The following is a 17,570-nucleotide window of genomic DNA, read 5'->3' as shown; positions in this document are numbered from 1 at the left end:
TGAAGCGGTGTACTCACCAAAGCATAGAACGGGTCGTTGTCTTATCATTCCGGTTCAAAGAACCGGCGCAAGGACACCGCCGCCTACGCTTCTCCTTCTTTCTTCACTTGTCAAAGAGCAAATCTCGTCCCGAAGAGACAAGAAAGAGAACCCGCGCCACCGCCGCTTGCGCGCCGGGCCGTCAGGGCCTCCAGTCCGACAACCCGTCAAAGGCCGCCGTCGATGGAGTTGTATCTAATCGAGCCGGACTTTCAGGTCAACACTCATTTCAGAGTTTTTCTGATTTTTTTGAGTGCTTATCTGCGCCGCAAAGCGATAGATAAAGCATTCCCGTTCCCAGAAGATGTTTTTCTTCTGGGTTATACTTATCGAAAGGGCGGTCCCTTCGATGAATACTGGGATTTCAGCCAGAGGAGCCTTCTGATGCCGCAGATTTCTCCGTGGTCTTGGGCTCATGTCTTTTGCCAGGGATTAAAAACTTATCCCTGGTCTCGGAGCGAGCTCGCCTGCTCCTGCATTGCTGCCTGAACAATTCGCTGCGCTGTCCGGATAAAAAGCGCGAGGCCGCGAGGGCACCGCGCTGGGTTGCGCCGATATAAGCGATTCGCGTTTTTATGCAAGTGGGGAATGTCGGGTTTGGCGCAGCTTCTTCGTGCGGGCATCCGGCTTTCCCGCTCAATCTATATGGGGATGCCTTTGAGGCCTTTGAAGGGAAGGGGCCAATGTCGCTCCGCCTCCTAATCCTCTTTTTACCTTTCAGGGGTGTAACTGCAGGGGAACGATCCCTCTCGGGCTGACTAGCTCAGCTCCAACCTCATAATGACAATGCATTTCAAACGCCGGCCCTCCTCTTTAGCCGATCAAGGCTACGATTCCTCTCTTCCAGAAAGCGACCAGACCACCGGCTCCAGGGGAGCGACGGGCAGCGCTGCGCTACAAGGCGTTCAGAACCAGCTTGCGCGGCCCACCCCGCCGACAGGATCCGAGGTGCGGTATACGCGTACGCCCGACCGTGTCCTGCGGGAGCGGCTGAAGCAGGCTGCGCCTCCGGTTGCCGAGGAGCCACGGCCGGTTCCGGCGCCAGTTCAGCAGGCGCCCGAGTTTCCGCCAAAGACCTCGAACCCGTTGATCGCTCCACAGGCCAGGGCCAGCGCCGCTGCGGCTGGCCAGCCTCAAGCTGCGCCGGGAGTCCATTATACGCGGACGCCGACCCGGATCACGCCGCAGGCCTCGGCGCGTCTGAGGAATGCTGCCGCTCCGGAGAGGAGCGCTGGCACCGAACAGGTGAGGGGGGCTGTGAAACCTGCCGCAGCAAGAGCGATGCCTGCGCAGCAGCCGGCTCCAACGCCGAGCTCCTCTGCTTCCATGAGCTTCGAGTTGCCCGTCGTTCAGCAATCCTATTCATTCCTCTGGCAGCCGGGGACTTATCTGCTCGATCCGGCTTTGCCAGCCAAGGCTCCTGAGCCGGTCGAGGCGAAGCGTGAACGCAGCGCCCCATCCGCGAGAAAGCCAGCTTCCGCCAATCGGGTGATTGCGGGTGTTCCTGCTGCTCGCGTGATGCCTGCGGCGGGTGAGGCTCCGCCGTGGGAAGATGAGGAAGATTTCTCGGCAGAGGTTGAGATCATTGAGGGTGATGACGTGGAGGAGCCGGCTCGTCCTGCTCTTGCCGCGAGGCCTGTCGCGCGTGCATCAAACCTGCGCACGCCTCCGGCTCCCGCCAATGACAGCTTCGGAAAGGCACATGCTTCCGTTCCTGCTGTCGCGTCTTTCGATTTCGAGCTTCCTTCGATCGAGTTGCTTGCGGAGCCTCACGATCAGAACAGCTTCGAGGTGCCGCCGGAGGTTCTGCAGGAACATGCTGCAGCGCTCGAGAATATTCTGTGGGACTTCAACGTGAAGGGCGAGATCATCAACGTCCATCCCGGCCCGGTGGTCACGCTGTATGAGCTTGAGCCTGCGCCTGGGACGAAGTCGTCGCGGGTGATCTCCTTGGCCGACGACATTGCGCGCTCGATGAGCGCGGTCTCGGCCCGCGTCGCCGTGGTCCAGGGCCGCAATGCGATTGGCATCGAGCTGCCCAACCACAAGCGCGAGACCGTGTATCTGCGCGAGCTGCTGGCCAGCCAGGACTTCGAGACCTCGAAGCAGAAGCTCGCGCTCTGCCTCGGCAAGACCATCGGCGGCGAGCCGGTGATCGCCGATCTCGCCCGCATGCCGCACCTGCTGGTCGCCGGCACCACCGGCTCGGGCAAGTCGGTGGCGATCAACACCATGATCCTGTCGCTGGTCTATCGCATGTCCCCGGCTGAGTGCCGCCTGATCATGGTCGATCCGAAGATGCTCGAGCTGTCGGTCTATGACGGCATCCCGCACCTGCTCACCCCGGTGGTCACCGACCCCAAGAAGGCGGTGGTGGCCTTGAAGTGGGCGGTGCGCGAGATGGAAGACCGCTACCGCAAGATGTCGAAGCTCGGCGTGCGCAACATCGACGGCTTCAACGCCCGCGTGGTTGAGGCCAAGGCGAGGGGCGAGACCATCACCCGCACGGTCCAGACCGGCTTCGACCGCGAGACCGGCGAGGCGGTCTACGAGGACGAGGTGATGGACCTCGAGCCGTTGCCGTACATCGTGGTGATCGTCGACGAGATGGCCGACCTGATGATGGTGGCGGGCAAGGAGATCGAAGGCGCGATCCAGCGCCTGGCGCAGATGGCGCGAGCCGCCGGCATCCACGTGATCCTGGCGACGCAACGGCCGTCGGTGGACGTGATCACCGGCACGATCAAGGCGAACTTCCCGACCCGGATCTCGTTCCAGGTGACCTCGAAGATCGACAGCCGCACCATTCTCGGCGAGATGGGGGCGGAGCAGCTCTTGGGCCAGGGCGACATGCTGTACATGGCCGGCGGCGGGCGGATCACGCGCGTGCACGGGCCGTTCTGCTCGGACGAGGAAGTCGAGCATGTGGTGGCGCATCTGAAGCGTCAGGGCCGTCCGCAATATCTCGAGGCCGTGACGGCGGACGAGGACGAGGGCGGCGCTTCTGGCGATACGCCGGTGTTCGACCAGGGCGAGTTCGGGGCGCCGGGCGGGGATCTGTACGATCAGGCGGTGGCGGTGGTCTTGAGGGACAAGAAGGCCTCGACGAGCTACATCCAGCGGCGGCTGCAGATCGGCTACAACCGGGCCGCCTCGCTGATGGAGCGCATGGAGCAGGAGGGCATCGTCGGGCCCGCAAACCACGCCGGTAAACGCGAAATCCTCATGGACCACCTGTCGATGGAAGATTGAGTTTCAATCATTCGCTCATAACAAAAGGCGGCTCATGCGAGCCGCCTTTTTCATTTCAGAGAATTGTCGAGCCTTACTCGATGACCTGCACGACTGTGCGGGTCTGAGGATCGACGAGAACGGTGCGGTCGTTCACGACGGTGTAGCTGTAGGGATTGGCGAGGCCGACCCGCTGCGGAACGGGATAGAGACGCACGCGCGGCGGCAGCGGCTGACCGACGATCACTTCCTCCGTCATACGCATAGACGGACGGCGCTGGGTGACCACATAGCTCTGGACGCGGGTGGATTCATCGGCAGTCAGAGCAGTGCCGACAGCAGCACCTGCGACACCGCCCACGGCAGCTCCGATAGGGCCGCCGACTATGGCTCCCGTCACGGCACCACCGGCAGCACCCGAGGCGGTTCCGGTCTGACAGGCAGCGAGGGCGAGAGGCAGGGTGAGAACAGCCAGGGTTGCGGCTGAGCGTAGGACACGATTGCGCATGACGGACTCCTTTCCGATTGGCAGAATGCGAACGCGAAAAAGCTTGGCCGGTTCCATGAGGAGGAAAACATGAGCAAAAGTTCCAAGGTCGCCATCGTGACGGGAGCGGGAACCGGAGTGGGAAAAGCGATCTCCACCGCTCTTCAGAAAGAAGGCTACAGCGTCGTCATGGCAGGACGGCGGCAGGAGGTGCTCGAAAGGGCGGCGCAGGAGGTCGGCGGGACGCCGCTTGTGGTGATGACCGACGTGACTGATCCCGCTTCCGTGAAGGAATTGTTCTCGAAAGTGGTAGAGACGTTCGGGCGCCTCGATCTTCTGGTGAATAATGCGGGTATAGGCGCGCCGCCGGTCCCGCTTGAGGATCTGACGTTGGAACAATGGCAGAGCGTGGTCGATACGAACCTGACCGGCGCTTTCCTCTGCACTCAGGAGGCCTTCAGGATCATGAAGGCGCAGGACCCCAGAGGCGGGCGCATCATCAACAACGGCTCCGTCTCGGCCTACGCGCCGCGACCCTTCTCAGCGCCTTATACGGCGACGAAGCATGCGGTCCTCGGATTGACGAAGTCCACGTCCCTCGATGGCCGAGCCTATGACATCGCCTGCGGGCAGATCGACATCGGCAATGCGGCGACCGACATGGCGGCCAAGATCGCGACCGGAATCCTTCAGCCGAACGGTACGGTGATGGCGGAACCCACCATCGATCCCGTTCATGTAGCGGAGGCCGTCGTCTACATGGCAGGCCTGCCCTTGAGCGCGAACGTTCTCACCATGACGGTAATGGCAACGAAGATGCCTTTCGTCGGGCGAGGATAAAGCACGAGAAGTTTATCCGTCAGGCTGGGAAGCTCAGGCTTGCTGCTCCATATGCCTCCTTAAAGGCCGCTCCCGAAACAGCGGTACTGTCCAGCTTTCATTCAGCGGCTTCCGGAGGCTGGATAGGCGGGGTGCATGCCGGCCTGTGTCATCGCGAGGTCGGTTTCTTCAACAGGGGCATGATCGTTCCATGATAGGGGCGGAATGAGCGCAATCCTCGTCAAGATCTTCGCGACGGCTCTCACCTTGAGTCAGGTTCTGGTGGAGCCTGATTCTGTGAAGACGTCGTTCGATCCGGCTCGTGACCGCGAGGAGGTGGCTGAGATCCTGAAAAACGGCTGCACGCATATGCGGCGTGCCTTCGACATCGAGGACATCAATCTCGACGACCTGATCGCGACCGCCATGGACGATCCGCAAGGAGTTACTGGTGACCTCAAGATCCTTCAGGGCCTGAGCTTCACCGATCTCCACGCGAGCTATCGCCTGTTCTGCAAGAACGAGAACGTAGAGCCTTCGCCTGTCGATCTCGGCGAAGTGATTACCTATTACAACAATGCGCTGGCCGATCTTCCCGATGCGGGAAAGATGAAGGATCTCAGACTGCCGGGCGTCAGCGTTGTCCTGGACAGCGACGGCAAGCGTTTTGCGGAAATGTATGAGCCGGATCACCGGCGCATCTGGGTTCCGCTATCGGAAATCCCGAAATCCGTGCAGCAGGCTTTCGTCTCGGCGGAGGATAAACGCTTTTACCAGCACAAGGGCGTGGACGAGCGCGGCGTGATCCGCGCCTTCGTGAACAACCTCGCCAATCCGGGGCGTCCGGCGGGCGGTTCCACCATCACGCAGCAGGTCGCCAAGAACCTGCTGGTGGGCGATGACGTCACCTACGAGCGTAAGATGCGTGAGATGATCGTCGCCTCCCGCATCGAGCGGACGATCAGCAAAGCGGAGATCCTGGAGATCTATCTCAACTCGATCTATCTCGGACGCACATCCTGGGGCATCGAGATGGCGGCCCAGAGCTATTTCGGGAAGAGCGCAAAGGCTCTGTCCGTCTCTGAGGGAGCGCTTCTCGCAGGGCTTGCGAAGGGGCCGAATTACTACAATCCCGATACGCAACCAGACCGCGCCCGGGAGCGCATGGCTTATGTGCTGAGCCGCATGCGGGAGGATGGCTTTCTCACGGCGGAACAGGTGCAGCAGGCTATTTCTACCTTGCCGCCACGGATTGCCTATCAACGTCCGCGCCGGGATGGCGGCTTGTACTTCCTCGATCACCTGAACCGCGATGTACGGACTCTGGCAGGTATCGAAGGGCTCACATCGGGGTCCTACACAATACGTTCCACGATCAATGCTGCTTTGCAGCAGGAAGCGGATGCTGCTTTGCAGGAGGGGCTCGCACGCTACGAGATGAGCATCGGGCGGCAGAAGTTTCAGGCAGCGGAGGCCAATCTCGCGGAAGCAATCAAAGCGCTCGACGGCAAGAAGGAGAATGCCTCGGCACCGTCATGGCGCAGGGCTTTGGAGAATGTTCGGCTGCCGCTGTACGACGTGCGCTGGCCTGCCGCCATCGTGATCGAGAAGGGCAGGGACAAGAAAACCGGCGCAAATGTTCTGCGCGTCGGCCTTGCCGATGGGCGTGTTCTGCCGCTCCAAGCCTGGGAAGCGGCTCGGCGCGAGCTGAAGCTCCATGATGTCGTGCGCGTGCGCATCATCGAGCAGAAGGGCAAGGGAGCGGTTCGCGCGGATCTGCGCGTTCCTCCGACAGTGCAGGGCGGGGCTGTCGTTCTGGAGAACAAGACCGGTCGCATCCTCGCGATGGTGGGCGGCTTCTCCTATCCGCTGAGCCAGCTCAATCGGGTGACGCAGGCCCATCGTCAGCCGGGCTCCGCGTTCAAGCCGCTCACCTATCTGGCCGCTCTGTCCAAGGGGTTGCAGCCCAATACCCTGATCTGGGACGCGCCCGTGACGCTTCCGCCTGTGAACGGGGGCGCAAATGTGCGAGCGCAGGATTACTGGAGTCCGAAGAACTACGATGGCGGCGCGGGAGGGATCGTCACCCTAAGGCGTGCGCTGGAGAACTCGAAGAACCTCGTCACGGCTCGCCTGCTCGACGGCGGCATCGAAATCAATCCCGTGAGAAGCCTCCAGGATGTGTGCGACCTCGCCCTCGAGGCGCAGCTCTATCTGGAATGCACGCCGCATTATCCCTTCGTGCTCGGCGCGCAGCCGGTGCGGATGCTTGACCTCGCTGCCTTCTATGCGGCCGTCGCCAATGAAGGCGCGATGCCGGTACCTCATGCGTTCGAGAGCATCGAGGAGCGAGGGCAGATGCTCTACAGCCGCAAGGCAAAATCTCCGGTGCGGCTCGGCTCCGCGGATGCGGCGGCCTTCTATCAGCTCAAGTCGATGCTGCAGGGTGTGCTGGCACGGGGCACCGCTCGTAACTTGAAGGCTCTCGCGCCCTATGCCGGCGGCAAGACCGGCACGTCGGACGATGAGAACGATGCCTGGTTCGTCGGCTTCACCAACGATGTGACGGTGGCGGTCTGGGTGGGACATGACAACGCGGATGGGAAGCGCCGGACGCTCGGACGCGGGCAGACCGGTGCAAAGGTGGCTGCGCCCATCTTCAAGGAGATCGTAGAGGCAGCCTGGGAGCACCACATGCCGAAATCGCCCTTGAGCCCGCCTTCGCCCCAGGCGGCCAAGCAGCTCATCGCATTGCCGATCGATCTCAATACCGGTGACCGGCTGACGGACGGCCAGCGCGGCGCTTTCATGGAGCATTTCCGGTTGAACTGGTTCGGTCGCCTGAGCGAGACGCAATACCGGCTCGTGCCTCAGGAAGAGGTATATGCCTTCCGCAATCCCGATCCGTGGAGCGATGGCGACGAGAGTGGGGCCGGCGCCTATGAAGAGACGCCTTACGCTCAGGGGCAGAGCTGGTTGGATTCCCTTCGTCAGAGCATTCCCACCCAACGGCGTTCGGCCTCCGGCTTCCGCTGGTGGTGGGAGGATGAGGAGCCGCGTCCAAGACCGCGCCGTGTCGATCCGGATTATCCCTGGGGCTATCAACGGGTTTATTGATGAAAGCATCCTCATTGCGCTGGAGCCTGATCGCTCTCGCCGCTTTTTCCCTATCCATTGCTCAGTCGAGAGCTGAAGCCTTTCGCATCGAGGATGTGCCGTCGGTGACAGCCGTGCCACCTGCGCGGATGAAAGCGGGTACGATCTTTTTCAGCGACCGTGCGGGCGACAAGAGCGAGAATGGCGAGACGGGCCTTATGCGTTTCGAGGATTGGGCGCGAGTGCTGCCGCAAGAAAAACGGTTCTTAAGTCTCTTTCCGAACTACAAGGAGCCGATGATCAAGGTCTCGGTCCATGGCATCGAGAAGCCCTATACGGAAAAGCTCCACATGTATGTGGCTAAAGCGCGATTCCTGATCGCGAAGCCTGCGGATGCCATCGACCTCGGCCGCTTCGTCAGCCTCGACGTGCTGGAAACCCTTGATGCTTCCATCAAGCACAAGCGCATCACAGCCGATCAGGCGCGTCCGAACGTCGATCCACAAAGCGCTCACAACCGAAATCCCGACCGGCGCTGGTGCGAGGCTCCGCAAACGCTGTGCATCGAATCCCGCTACCCTCTCGAAGGGCGGTTGCCGGTGGGCATTCGCCTTGCCAACAAGCTGGAGGAGGGGGCTAAGAAGATCTCGGAGTTCATGGAGTTTCAGACCGAGATCCGTGTGCTGCCGAAGCAGGAGATCGATCAGCAGGGGCTCGCAAGCCTCACCAATCTCGACACACCTGTCGCGGGCGTGCTGGAGCAGAATCTCTTCGAAGTGAATCAGGTGATGCAGTTCGGAAAGCTACTTACCGTCCTGCAGCCGGACCCGGCGGATCGGACGAAGACGGTCGCAAGCGTCTTCATGGCGCTCGGCGTCGAGACCGACGTGCTGCAACAGAAGAAGGAATTCGCGAATGTTCCCGTGCTGCGCAATCTCATTCCCGTGCAGGTGCTCATGGGCAGGAGCTCGTTCAATACCGGAAATTCCATCAGCGCCGGCTTGCCGGATTATGTCAGGCACCGCATCCGGGCCATCGCCGAGATGCTGGAAAAGTCAAGATAAACCCACGAAAAAGCCCCGTTCTAAAGGCGGGCTGAACGGGGCTATAAGTTGGCGGAGGCGATAAGGGGTTGCGGGTGTGATGCCTCCGTGCCAAGTCAAGAATTCTGGCCAAAACAAGGTTCCTTACCCTTAAGCTTTCTCATTAGCTTGGCAGGTTCACTTTTTCTCGACTATGTGCTGTGAACCGAGCGGGTCATACTTTATGGGTGCCCCGCGTTATTCAAGATTTCAACTTGAGCGAGACATCCCATGGCAAAGGCCATCCATTCCATGATCCGTGTTCTGAACGAGCAGCGCTCGGTGGATTTCTACGGCAAGGCTTTCGGGCTTCAGATCGCGGAACGGCTCGACTTCGATGGCTTTACGCTCGTCTATTTGAGCAATCCGGAGAGCGAGTTCGAGGTTGAGCTGACCATCAACCACGACCGGACCGAACCTTATGTACTGGGCGATGGCTACGGACATTTGGCCGTATCGGTAGGCGATCTGGAAGAGGAGCATGCCCGCATGACGGAGCTTGGTCTCAATCCGTTGCCGGTCAAGGAATTCATGCATCAGGGCAAATTGCTCGCGAAGTTCTTCTTCATCCAAGACCCTGACGGATACAAAATCGAAGTGCTTCAGCGTAGCGGACGATATAAGTAAGTTTTCCGTCTCAAGGAACCTTGTCTGTGCTGCTCCGCCCCATCATCCGTTTTCCCGATCCGCGCCTGCGCCGGAAGGCGGAGCCTGTTGTTGCTTTCGACGATGAGCTGCGAACGCTGGCGCACGACTTGGCGGAGACCATGCGAGCAGCGCCTGGCATCGGCATCACGGCTCCCCATATCGGGATCCTCAAGCGCCTCGTGGTCCTCCAGCTCGAAAGCGATGCCGCACCTCATATGTATGTGAATCCGGAAATCGTCTGGACCTCGCCTGAAATGCTGCGGCATGTGGAGGGGAGCGTGTCGATGCCAGGCGTGAGAGACGAGATCGAGCGGCATGCCCGGGTGAGGGTGCGCTATCATGATCTCGACGGTGCCGAACATGAGGAGGAGGCGGATGGCCTGCGATCCGTCTGTCACCAGCATGAGATCGATCAGCTCGACGGGATCTTCTGGATTGACCGTCTGTCCAAGCTGAAGCGGGATCGCCTGATCAAGAAATTCGAGAAGCTCCAGCGCCTCGAGGCGTGATCGTGGAGCCGATCACAAGTGGAGTTATGCCTTCGTGATTGAAGTCTATCGCATCGAGACCATCGCCTCGGACGAGGCCGGAGGCGGCGTGATCCGCCGGATCATGGTCCGCACCGATTCCCTGGACAAGGCGAAGGAGCGCGCCCGCAAGGTGTTCTCGCTTGCCCGCCGTCCGCAATCCCGCGATCCCGAGATCGAGGCTGTGCGCGTTCTGAACGGGGCGGGCTACGAGGTGTTCTCCATCAGCACCCGGGACTGATCCGCGTTTTCATGTTCGGAAAACCTGTCCGGGCTGTGGATGGTCAAAACAAAATTTGACAGCCCGTTCAATCACCGGTACGAGCGCGCCTCCACCGCAGAAATTCGAGGCTACGGCCTGACGCGATGGAGACGAAATGCGCGGGCGTAGCTCAGTCGGTTAGAGTGCCGGCCTGTCACGCCGGAGGTCGCGGGTTCGAGCCCCGTCGCCCGCGCCACTTCTTCCCAAGATATTTTAATGACAGCATCATCCTCGTCTTGGGGCGAGCTTGCTTGCGCCTTGGAGAAGTTCCATCGCGCGCAAAATCCGCCTTCGCCGCTTGCAGCGGCTTCATGAGCGTGGGACGGGGATAAGAGAGGATGATTGCCGAGACAGACCGGGCCGGATCGTGTATGGATCGGGATATGACTGAAGATACCTCCGCTCTCCGCCTCCAACTGGCCGATCAATGGCAAAAGCTCGCCATCGAGCTGATCAAGAAGGGCCTCCCGGCAGACATCATCTTCGAGTCCCTGCTCACCGTAGGGCTCGCCGGACAGGTCGAGGTGCTCGGGAAGGATGTGGCCGCAGCCCGCCTTGCTGCCATCGCCGAACAGCTCTCAGAGCAGGTCCGGCAGCAGAAGGAGGCGCTTCAAGAGGCCTCCAACGCAACCAAGAACTGAAACGCGAAATACCGAAGCCTGCTGCGAAAAAGTTTCCTGCTTCTCCTCAAGTCCTGCAACACCTCGCCGCACTGCTGCGTTAGGCTGATAAGCCTTGTCCAATCTTGGGGTGATGTCCCTCATGCAGCCGGCACTCGACAGCAACACCTTAGACCGCTTGATCGCCCTCGGGCGTGAGAGGGGTCTCCTCACGACGGCGGATCTGCGGGCGAGCCTTCCCGTCGAGACCATGAGCGCGGAGGAGATCGCGCTGATCGTGGTTCACCTGGAAGAGACGGGTGTGCCGGTAGAACTTGAGGAGAGTTTACTCGCTCACAGCACCGGAGCCTTGCCCCGGCGCAGCGCTGAGATCATTCCTTTTCCCGGACCTCGCAGCAATCGAACATCTTCAAAGGCGAAGCCTACCCAGGGGGCCAAGCCCGCTTTGCCTGAAACGGATCAAGCTAATGCGGAGGGCGTGCGTTCCGCGCATTGGATCATCGCCGCAGGTGGGCTGCTCGCCTTCGTCCTGTCCTCGCTCATCATTTATACAGCAATGTGACCGCGGGCGCTAAGCCGTCAGCCGGCATTCGCCCAGAGGTTCTTGGGAGCCTGCTGCTGTTCGAGCCTCGGGAGAGGTCTTGTTGCAGGACCGGTAAAGCGCATGGTGCTCAGATCTTCTCGTGTGCCCGACGAGAAACCCGTGTCGAGCATCGCGGTCTTGGGCTCGAAGAGCGAACGCACCGCTGCCTTCACGTTGTAGCCCAGAATAGGCTCGAACGATGCTGTCTGCCGGCTGGTTGATTGCGCGGCCAACGCAACTCGTGCAGGCGGTTGCGGGGGCGTGGTGATTTCCGCCTGACGCACGAGATCCTGCGGCCTTACCGGAGGCAGGGGAGTCGGCCGTGCGGAGCGCTCAGGCTCGATCGCAGCCGGTGCAGCGGAAGCGACCACCGTTGCCTGCTGCGGTGCTGGTGCTTGCGGCTTACGGCCAAAAACATTGGCCAGCAGAGTGCCGATGGAGCCGCCGCCAGCCGATGCCTGAGTGGCTAGAGCGGAATTGCGGGCCGCAATTTCCACTCTGGCTTGCTCATAGCCGGGAAGCGGCTTGCCGTCTGCGGGAAGATGGGCGGTCTTCCCGTCCGGAAAGAGGCGCGCGAGCTGTTGTGACGACATGCGTGGCCAGGCGCGCACGCCGCCCGTGTCCACGTGCACGAAGTCCGAGGATGAGTAATAGCCGACGCCGCCATATTGCAGACGCATGGCGATCTCGCGCAGCCGCGCAGTCGGAACGTCCGGCAAGCGGATGTCCATCGCCTTGCCCAGCATGTGCTGGCTGTTCTCGGCCACGCCGCTCGAACGGCGTCGCAGAGCGGAATTGGTCTCGGGCGAGCGATAGGACGAAATGATATGAATGGGCTGTCTAGAGCCGGACTCGCGATAGACCTCCCACAGAACGTCGAATAGGCGCGGATCCATGCGGGCGGGCTTGTCGTTGCGCCAGTCCCGCAGGAACCAGTTGAGCTGGCCAATGGCCTGATCGTCATACTGGCCGTTCCGGCGGAAGGCGATGGTCAGGCTATCCTGCCGATGGGTGTGGACAAAGGTCAGAGTGCGTGTCTCGCCATCGGCGCGCACCATCGTATTGGATGGGTAAAGGGCAAGCAGCCCAGCGGCACCAGTCAGTATGCAAGCGGCTTTTAGGATGGTTTTCCTTGAGTGCCGGCACTCTTTCGCGAGCACATGCATCGCATGATGCTTGCCGAACGACCGTTCCGGTCGGGCCATGGTGTCCCGCATTTTGGTTTTATCCCGCTACCCTTACGAGATGTGTGACGGGCAACCATGGCAAAAATAGGCTTAATAATCCGTTCTCAGCCTTATGAGGCGCGTGCGGAATGTTGGCCTCGCCTGTTTCCCGAGCCACCACGCACGACCACCTTCGTTCCGATGTTCGTATGATTGTAGAGGTCGATGGCGTCCTGATTGATCATCCGGATGCAGCCGGACGAGACATTGGTGCCGATGGTCCAGGGTTCGAAGGTGCCGTGGATGCGATAGAGCGTATCCTTGTTGCCCTGCCAAAGATACATAGCGCGGGCGCCGAGCGGGTTCCCGGGTCCGCCGGGCATGCCGGGTCCGCCCGGCAATTCGCCCATCTGCTCCATCAATTCGGGTTGGCGTCCGAACATCTCCTTGGGCGGATACCAATCCGGCCATTCCTGCTTGCTCTTGATCACGGCGCTGCCGGACCAGCTGAAGCCTGAGCGTCCCACGCCGACGCCGTAGCGCACGGCCATGCCGTCCCTCAGGACGAGGTAGAGATAGCGGTTCTGCGGTTCGACCACGATGGTGCCGGGCTCTTCGCTCGTCTGGTAGGGAACGACCTTGCGTAGATAATTTTGATTGATACGGGAGAGATCGACGCCGGGGATCGGATAAAGATCGTCATCGATGGGCGCATACATCGCCTGATAAGTTGAGCGGGACAGGGCTTGCTGAGCAAGGCTAGGCCCGCCGGGAAGGCTTGAGCCGATTGCCGCGGCCGGAAGGCCCAGTACAAAGGCGCGACGATTAAGGTCCATCTTCACTCTCCCCAAAGCTCTAACCTGGCAATAAGAAGACGCGGGACCATACGGCTCGGTTTCATGAGCGCTGGGTTTGCTCGAGGGAATGGCCAGGCTTCATGGTGGACGGGCTGGAAATCGCGGGAGCTGCGGGTGAGATCCGATGATTGAAAACATGTCCTGGACGTGGCTCGGCGGTATCGCCTTGCTCGTCGGCGCGTTCATCGTTGCACTGGTCTGGGCGCGCCGCATCCGCTATCGCCGCGGGTCTGTGATGACGGCGAATGAAAGGGAGTTCTATCAACGGCTTCTCGCGGCATTTCCCGATTGCGAGGTCTGGCCCCAGGTGCCGCTTTTGGCTCTCGTGCGGCCCGATGCGAGGGAGGGCAGCCGCACATTCTGGGTTGCGTTCAAGCAGATCTCGAACGCCCGCGTCGATTGGGTGATCGCCCGAGACATGGAGGTGATTGCCGTGATCGAGCTCGACGATCGCTCCCACGATGCGAAGCGTGATGCCAAACGCGACCAGATTCTCAAGTCCTGCGGCTATCGCGTGCTCCGGTTCCAGTCCAACAAGCGGCCCGATCCCGATCAGATTTACAAGGCCGTCTTCGCTGCGCGATGACAGGCCCATTGAAAAAGCCGAGCCCGGTCATCCTGGGCTCGGCCTGATTGAATAACGCGATGTGGTGAGGGCTTAGTCTTCGTCAGCCTCGTCTGGGTCCGTCACGTCGACGAGGAACATGATGTAGGGGCCGTCCTCCTCATCCTCGTCTTCGTCGTCCTCTTCGTCGTCAAAATCCGCGCCTTCGAACTCGGCCTTTTCCTCTTCGGTGGCCGCGCGGACATTAAGGGTGGCAATGCCGTCCCAGAGCGGAGCGCCTTCGCTCTCCAGGTACTTGAGGTCTTCCTTGAAATCCTCGCTCATGAGGAGTTCGCGGGCTTCCTCCTCATCGGCATTGGTAATGGCAATCGGCTTGTCGCTGATTGTAAGCGTGAACATGGATATTTCCTTTCCTGTCGCCCGCTAGGGATACCCGTTAACGCACGAGCCTCTCGTTCGAAGCAGGCAAGCTCCCCACAAGTGCGCAGCTTAGCTTCTGTACACGCTCGAAGGCGGGATGGACACTGCCAAGGTGAGGGCGCTGCCGCCCATCCCCAGGGCTGGATACTATTGAATGCCCTTTTTCTTGAGCCAGGCCTGCATTTCCGCGATCTCGCGCTCCTGCTCGCGGATCACGGCAGTCGCCCATTGGCGGATCTGCTCATCCTTGGTGTTCTGGAGGGCCACCTTGGCCATGTCGATGGCGCCCTGATGGTGAGGAATCATGCCACGGACGAAATCCACGTCGGAATCGCCCGTATAGGCGATGTCCATGTCGCGATGCATCTTCGCATTGGCTTCACGGTAGGCCTTTGTCGCCGGGCTCTCCGCCGATTGCTGGGTTTGCATCGGCATCGAGTGGCCGCTGTGGGAGCCTCCTTGAGCCGCCGCGAGGGCAGGCATGGCTGCAATGCTGGCGATAACGATAAAGGCGCGTAGGATCATTTTCGACTTCCTGAAGTGAAAAGACGGATGGAGTTGGGGGGAAGATGCGTAGGGACTAGGAACCGGCAGGAATGGCTTGAGCCGGGTAGCCTGCATTCGCCAAGGCGTCGAGCAACGATGCTTCGGCCTTGTCTGACCTCACGAATATCCTGCGGTTCTCGAGGTCGGCTTCAACATGCGCTTGCGGATCGAGCGTCCGGATTGCCTTCGTCACGGAAGCGAGGCAACCGCCGCAAGACATGCCGGGGATATGGAAACAATGCATGGCAGAATCCTTCCTGAACCAGGATCCCGGGGTGCGTAGACCTTCCTACCGTGGCAAGGTCAAGCGGCAGATTACAAAGCTGTGGTTGTGCTCACTCAAAAGAACGTTTCGGTCATAACCAAGAAAAAGGCTATTCAGATCCATCGGCGCTATTCCCTGCTGACGTGATAAGGTTATATGTGCCGCGCAGCTTGGCTGCCGATGACGCATTTTTGAGTAATTGACGGGAAGAGCAGAATGAGGGTCGTGACCCATAGCGGGACATTCCATGCAGACGACGTGTTCGCATCTGCCATTCTGCGCACCGCTCTTGGGAATTTCGATCTCGTCCGCACCCGCGATTCCACTCTGATTGCCGCTGCCGATATCGTCTTCGACGTGGGCGGCGTCTACGACCCTTCCAAGAGGCGCTACGATCATCACATGCGGGATCTGCCGCGCCGGGATGACGGCACGCCCTATAGTTCCGTCGGCCTGATCTGGCGCGATTACGGCCGTGACGCCCTGCCGCATTTCGTGCCCGGCATCGAGGAGAACGCTCTCGATGCCGTATGGCGGGACATCGACACGGGTATCATCCTGTCCATCGACCTGGCGGATAACGGCGTCTCGACCGCGAGCCCCGGTCATCTGGCCCTGTTGATCGAAACCTTCAACCCGACCTGGGACAGCAGGCAGACCTTTGATGAGGCCTTTGCCGAGGCTTCAGAACTGGCGGGGGGCATTCTGCGGCGCGCCTGCCGGCAGGCCTATGCCGAGGCAAAGGCCATGACCTTCGTGCTCACGGCTGCCAGGACGGCCAAGAACCAGCAGGTGATCGTGCTCGATCGAAAGCTACCTTGGGAAAAGGCCGTGTTCGAGGGCGGTCTGACGAACGCTCTCTTCGTCATCTACCCGAACGAGGATTTGACCTCCTGGTATTGCCGCACCATTCCGCCGGAGCCCAACTCCTTCGGGCAGAGGCTGTCCCTGCCGGAATCTTGGCGCGGTCTTCAGGAGGAAGCCTTCTCCAAGGCTGTCGGCATTCCGGATGGCGTCTTCTGCCATCCGAGCGGCTTCATCTGCGGAGCGCGCTCCCAGGCCTCGGTCATCGAGCTGGCGGAACGGGCCATTGCGGCGGGCCGTCAAACCGGGGCAATCTGACCGCCATCGGCACGGCTTGCGGCGAGGCTTTTTCTTGCCAATCGGGATGGATGTCTTCTCATGTTTTTGACCAATCAGGACGTTGTCGAGCTGACCGAATGGCGGCGCGCGTTGCATCGCCACCCTGAGATTTCGGGAGAGGAGGCCTGGACGGCTCAAACGGCTCAGGCTTTGCTCGCCTCATCCGGAGCCGACCGGATCGTCGGAGGCCTCGGCGGCCACGGGGTCGCGGGGATCTTCGAAGGGCGTGAGCCTGGGTCGACGGTGATGTTCCGGGCCGAACTCGATGCCCTGCCGATTGAAGAGATTTCCCAAGCGCCGCATCGGTCGAGCATTCCCGGCAAGGCTCATCTCTGCGGTCATGATGGGCACATGGCGATCTTGGCGGCTCTCGCCCGAGGGCTGAGCCGGCAACGGCCGCAGCGCGGCCGCGCCATCCTGCTCTTCCAGCCCGCCGAGGAGACGGGGGCAGGGGCGGCGGCCGTGGTGGCCGATCCGAAATTCCGTGAGATCGCACCCGACTTCGTGTTCGCGCTTCACAACCTGCCCGGCATGAAGTTCGGCAAAGTGGCCCTGATCGAGGGGCCCGTAAGCTGCGCTTCGCGCGGAATGCGCATCGTCTTAACGGGCAAGACGGCACACGCCTCCATGCCCGAGACCGGGCTCTCGCCGATGAATTCATTGGCTCATCTCATGCCGGCGCTTACTGGTCTCGGAAGCGGCGGTCCCATGGACCAGAGCTTTGCGATGGTGACCGTCACTCACGCGCGGATCGGGGAGCCAGCCTTCGGTATTGCGCCTGCACATGGAGAGATCTGGGCGACGCTCCGCACACTCACCGATGCAGGCATGGACGGCCTCGTCGCGAAAGCCGAGCGTCTGGCACGCGATGCTGCACATGCAAGCGGCCTGTCGGTCGAGATTTCGTACAATGACATCTTCTGCCATTGCGAAAATGCGCCTGAAGCGGTGGCGCATCTGCGGCATGCTCTCGATGCTGAAGGCGTACCGCATGATCGAGGCGACTTGCCCATGCGCCCCTCGGAAGATTTCGGGCATCTGGGCGCCAATGCTCCGGCCGCGATGTTTTTCCTCGGCGCAGGGGAACATCATGCAGCGCTTCACAATCCGGATTACGATTTTCCGGATGACCTGATCGGCATTGGCGCACGCGTCTTCATGCGCACGCTGCGAGACCTTCTGGGGTAAGTTTCAGGCATTGAGACGCTCCTGGC

At 60.8% G+C, this 17,570-nt stretch carries 19 protein-coding genes and 1 tRNA gene; 14 read left to right on the top strand and 6 right to left on the bottom strand.

Annotation, left to right across the window (positions count from 1 at the left end):
• Positions 1–36 precede the first annotated feature (36 nt).
• Both MHY87_RS15505 and MHY87_RS15500 read left to right on the top strand, forming a co-directional pair.
• On the top strand, positions 37–528 hold the full coding sequence (locus MHY87_RS15505; protein ID WP_239353243.1) for a hypothetical protein: 492 nt from the start codon (positions 37–39) through the stop codon (positions 526–528).
• Positions 529–987: 459 nt separating this feature from the next.
• Positions 988–3,291, top strand: a complete 2,304-nt coding sequence (locus MHY87_RS15500) for a DNA translocase FtsK (protein WP_239353242.1) — start codon at positions 988–990, stop codon at positions 3,289–3,291.
• A 73-nt stretch (positions 3,292–3,364) separates the two neighbouring features.
• Here the strand turns inward: MHY87_RS15500 and MHY87_RS15495 are convergent, their stop codons facing one another.
• Positions 3,365–3,778: a DUF1236 domain-containing protein gene (locus MHY87_RS15495; RefSeq protein WP_239353241.1), complete on the bottom strand. Its 414-nt coding sequence runs from the start codon at positions 3,776–3,778 to the stop codon at positions 3,365–3,367.
• Between the two features lie 69 nt (positions 3,779–3,847).
• On the opposite strand from MHY87_RS15495, the gene MHY87_RS15490 reads away from it, so the two are divergent.
• From MHY87_RS15490 to MHY87_RS15450, 9 genes are all read left to right on the top strand, one after another.
• On the top strand, positions 3,848–4,597 hold the full coding sequence (locus MHY87_RS15490; protein ID WP_239353240.1) for an SDR family oxidoreductase: 750 nt from the start codon (positions 3,848–3,850) through the stop codon (positions 4,595–4,597).
• A 204-nt stretch (positions 4,598–4,801) separates the two neighbouring features.
• A complete protein-coding gene (locus MHY87_RS15485; RefSeq protein WP_239353239.1) occupies positions 4,802–7,693 on the top strand; it encodes a penicillin-binding protein 1A in 2,892 nt (963 codons plus the stop codon).
• Complete coding sequence (locus MHY87_RS15480) at positions 7,693–8,736, top strand: hypothetical protein (RefSeq protein ID WP_239353238.1); 1,044 nt, start codon at positions 7,693–7,695, stop codon at positions 8,734–8,736. The genes MHY87_RS15485 and MHY87_RS15480 overlap by 1 nt, the downstream gene beginning before the upstream one ends.
• 249 nt (positions 8,737–8,985) lie before the next feature.
• Complete coding sequence (locus MHY87_RS15475; RefSeq protein ID WP_239353236.1) at positions 8,986–9,381, top strand: VOC family protein; 396 nt, start codon at positions 8,986–8,988, stop codon at positions 9,379–9,381.
• A gap of 26 nt (positions 9,382–9,407) precedes the next feature.
• Positions 9,408–9,911 (top strand): peptide deformylase, encoded by a 504-nt coding sequence (locus MHY87_RS15470; RefSeq protein ID WP_239353234.1) that lies wholly within the window; start codon positions 9,408–9,410, stop codon positions 9,909–9,911.
• A 34-nt stretch (positions 9,912–9,945) separates the two neighbouring features.
• Complete coding sequence (locus MHY87_RS15465) at positions 9,946–10,170, top strand: hypothetical protein (RefSeq protein WP_239353232.1); 225 nt, start codon at positions 9,946–9,948, stop codon at positions 10,168–10,170.
• A 140-nt stretch (positions 10,171–10,310) separates the two neighbouring features.
• Positions 10,311–10,387, top strand: a tRNA-Asp gene (locus MHY87_RS15460).
• A 187-nt stretch (positions 10,388–10,574) separates the two neighbouring features.
• A complete protein-coding gene (locus MHY87_RS15455; protein WP_239353230.1) occupies positions 10,575–10,832 on the top strand; it encodes a hypothetical protein in 258 nt (85 codons plus the stop codon).
• 94 nt (positions 10,833–10,926) lie between these two features.
• Positions 10,927–11,373 carry an RNA polymerase sigma factor region1.1 domain-containing protein gene (locus tag MHY87_RS15450; RefSeq protein WP_239353228.1) on the top strand — a complete coding sequence of 149 codons (447 nt, stop codon included), beginning with the start codon at positions 10,927–10,929 and terminating at the stop codon, positions 11,371–11,373.
• 17 nt (positions 11,374–11,390) lie between these two features.
• Here the strand turns inward: MHY87_RS15450 and MHY87_RS18995 are convergent, their stop codons facing one another.
• Entirely contained in the window at positions 11,391–12,452 is a 1,062-nt protein-coding gene (locus MHY87_RS18995) for a DUF882 domain-containing protein (protein ID WP_370644952.1), read from the bottom strand.
• A gap of 239 nt (positions 12,453–12,691) precedes the next feature.
• Positions 12,692–13,396, bottom strand: coding sequence for a L,D-transpeptidase (locus MHY87_RS15440; RefSeq protein ID WP_239353226.1), 705 nt, complete (start codon positions 13,394–13,396; stop codon positions 12,692–12,694).
• 157 nt (positions 13,397–13,553) lie between these two features.
• Between MHY87_RS15440 and MHY87_RS15435 the strand changes: the two genes are divergently transcribed.
• Positions 13,554–14,003 (top strand): DUF2726 domain-containing protein, encoded by a 450-nt coding sequence (locus tag MHY87_RS15435; protein ID WP_239353224.1) that lies wholly within the window; start codon positions 13,554–13,556, stop codon positions 14,001–14,003.
• 72 nt (positions 14,004–14,075) lie between these two features.
• Here the strand turns inward: MHY87_RS15435 and MHY87_RS15430 are convergent, their stop codons facing one another.
• From MHY87_RS15430 to MHY87_RS15420, 3 genes are all read right to left on the bottom strand, one after another.
• Entirely contained in the window at positions 14,076–14,381 is a 306-nt protein-coding gene (locus MHY87_RS15430; RefSeq protein ID WP_239353223.1) for a hypothetical protein, read from the bottom strand.
• 168 nt (positions 14,382–14,549) lie between these two features.
• Complete coding sequence (locus MHY87_RS15425) at positions 14,550–14,927, bottom strand: DUF305 domain-containing protein (RefSeq protein WP_239353222.1); 378 nt, start codon at positions 14,925–14,927, stop codon at positions 14,550–14,552.
• 55 nt (positions 14,928–14,982) lie between these two features.
• Positions 14,983–15,192: a heavy-metal-associated domain-containing protein gene (locus MHY87_RS15420; protein ID WP_255726648.1), complete on the bottom strand. Its 210-nt coding sequence runs from the start codon at positions 15,190–15,192 to the stop codon at positions 14,983–14,985.
• 237 nt (positions 15,193–15,429) lie between these two features.
• Here MHY87_RS15420 and MHY87_RS15415 point away from each other — a divergent pair, with 237 nt between their 5' ends.
• Complete coding sequence (locus tag MHY87_RS15415; RefSeq protein WP_239353221.1) at positions 15,430–16,335, top strand: MYG1 family protein; 906 nt, start codon at positions 15,430–15,432, stop codon at positions 16,333–16,335.
• A 60-nt stretch (positions 16,336–16,395) separates the two neighbouring features.
• On the top strand, positions 16,396–17,544 hold the full coding sequence (locus tag MHY87_RS15410; RefSeq protein ID WP_239353220.1) for an amidohydrolase: 1,149 nt from the start codon (positions 16,396–16,398) through the stop codon (positions 17,542–17,544).
• Positions 17,545–17,570 lie beyond the last annotated feature (26 nt).

This window comes from Microvirga sp. ACRRW (genome assembly GCF_022346925.1).
Classification (GTDB): Bacteria; Pseudomonadota; Alphaproteobacteria; order Rhizobiales; family Beijerinckiaceae; genus Microvirga.
Note: the sequence above shows the minus strand (reverse complement) of the source record. Positions and strands in the feature narration are given on the sequence as shown.

Bases quoted from the DNA above. Each gene is read 5' to 3' on its own strand.
- MHY87_RS15480 (WP_239353238.1), top strand. From the start codon at position 7,693: ATGAAAGCATCCTCATTGCGCTGGAGCCTGATCGCTCTCGCCGCTTTT.
- MHY87_RS15455 (WP_239353230.1), top strand. From the start codon at position 10,575: ATGACTGAAGATACCTCCGCTCTCCGCCTCCAACTGGCCGATCAATGG.
- MHY87_RS15490 (WP_239353240.1), top strand. From the start codon at position 3,848: ATGAGCAAAAGTTCCAAGGTCGCCATCGTGACGGGAGCGGGAACCGGA.
- MHY87_RS15440 (WP_239353226.1), bottom strand. From the start codon at position 13,396: ATGGACCTTAATCGTCGCGCCTTTGTACTGGGCCTTCCGGCCGCGGCA.
- MHY87_RS15495 (WP_239353241.1), bottom strand. From the start codon at position 3,778: ATGCGCAATCGTGTCCTACGCTCAGCCGCAACCCTGGCTGTTCTCACC.
- MHY87_RS15425 (WP_239353222.1), bottom strand. From the start codon at position 14,927: ATGATCCTACGCGCCTTTATCGTTATCGCCAGCATTGCAGCCATGCCT.
- MHY87_RS18995 (WP_370644952.1), bottom strand. From the start codon at position 12,452: ATGGTGCGCGCCGATGGCGAGACACGCACTCTGACCTTTGTCCACACC.
- MHY87_RS15420 (WP_255726648.1), bottom strand. From the start codon at position 15,192: ATGCATTGTTTCCATATCCCCGGCATGTCTTGCGGCGGTTGCCTCGCT.
- MHY87_RS15485 (WP_239353239.1), top strand. From the start codon at position 4,802: ATGAGCGCAATCCTCGTCAAGATCTTCGCGACGGCTCTCACCTTGAGT.
- MHY87_RS15410 (WP_239353220.1), top strand. From the start codon at position 16,396: ATGTTTTTGACCAATCAGGACGTTGTCGAGCTGACCGAATGGCGGCGC.
- MHY87_RS15435 (WP_239353224.1), top strand. From the start codon at position 13,554: ATGTCCTGGACGTGGCTCGGCGGTATCGCCTTGCTCGTCGGCGCGTTC.
- MHY87_RS15430 (WP_239353223.1), bottom strand. From the start codon at position 14,381: ATGTTCACGCTTACAATCAGCGACAAGCCGATTGCCATTACCAATGCC.
- MHY87_RS15475 (WP_239353236.1), top strand. From the start codon at position 8,986: ATGGCAAAGGCCATCCATTCCATGATCCGTGTTCTGAACGAGCAGCGC.
- MHY87_RS15415 (WP_239353221.1), top strand. From the start codon at position 15,430: ATGAGGGTCGTGACCCATAGCGGGACATTCCATGCAGACGACGTGTTC.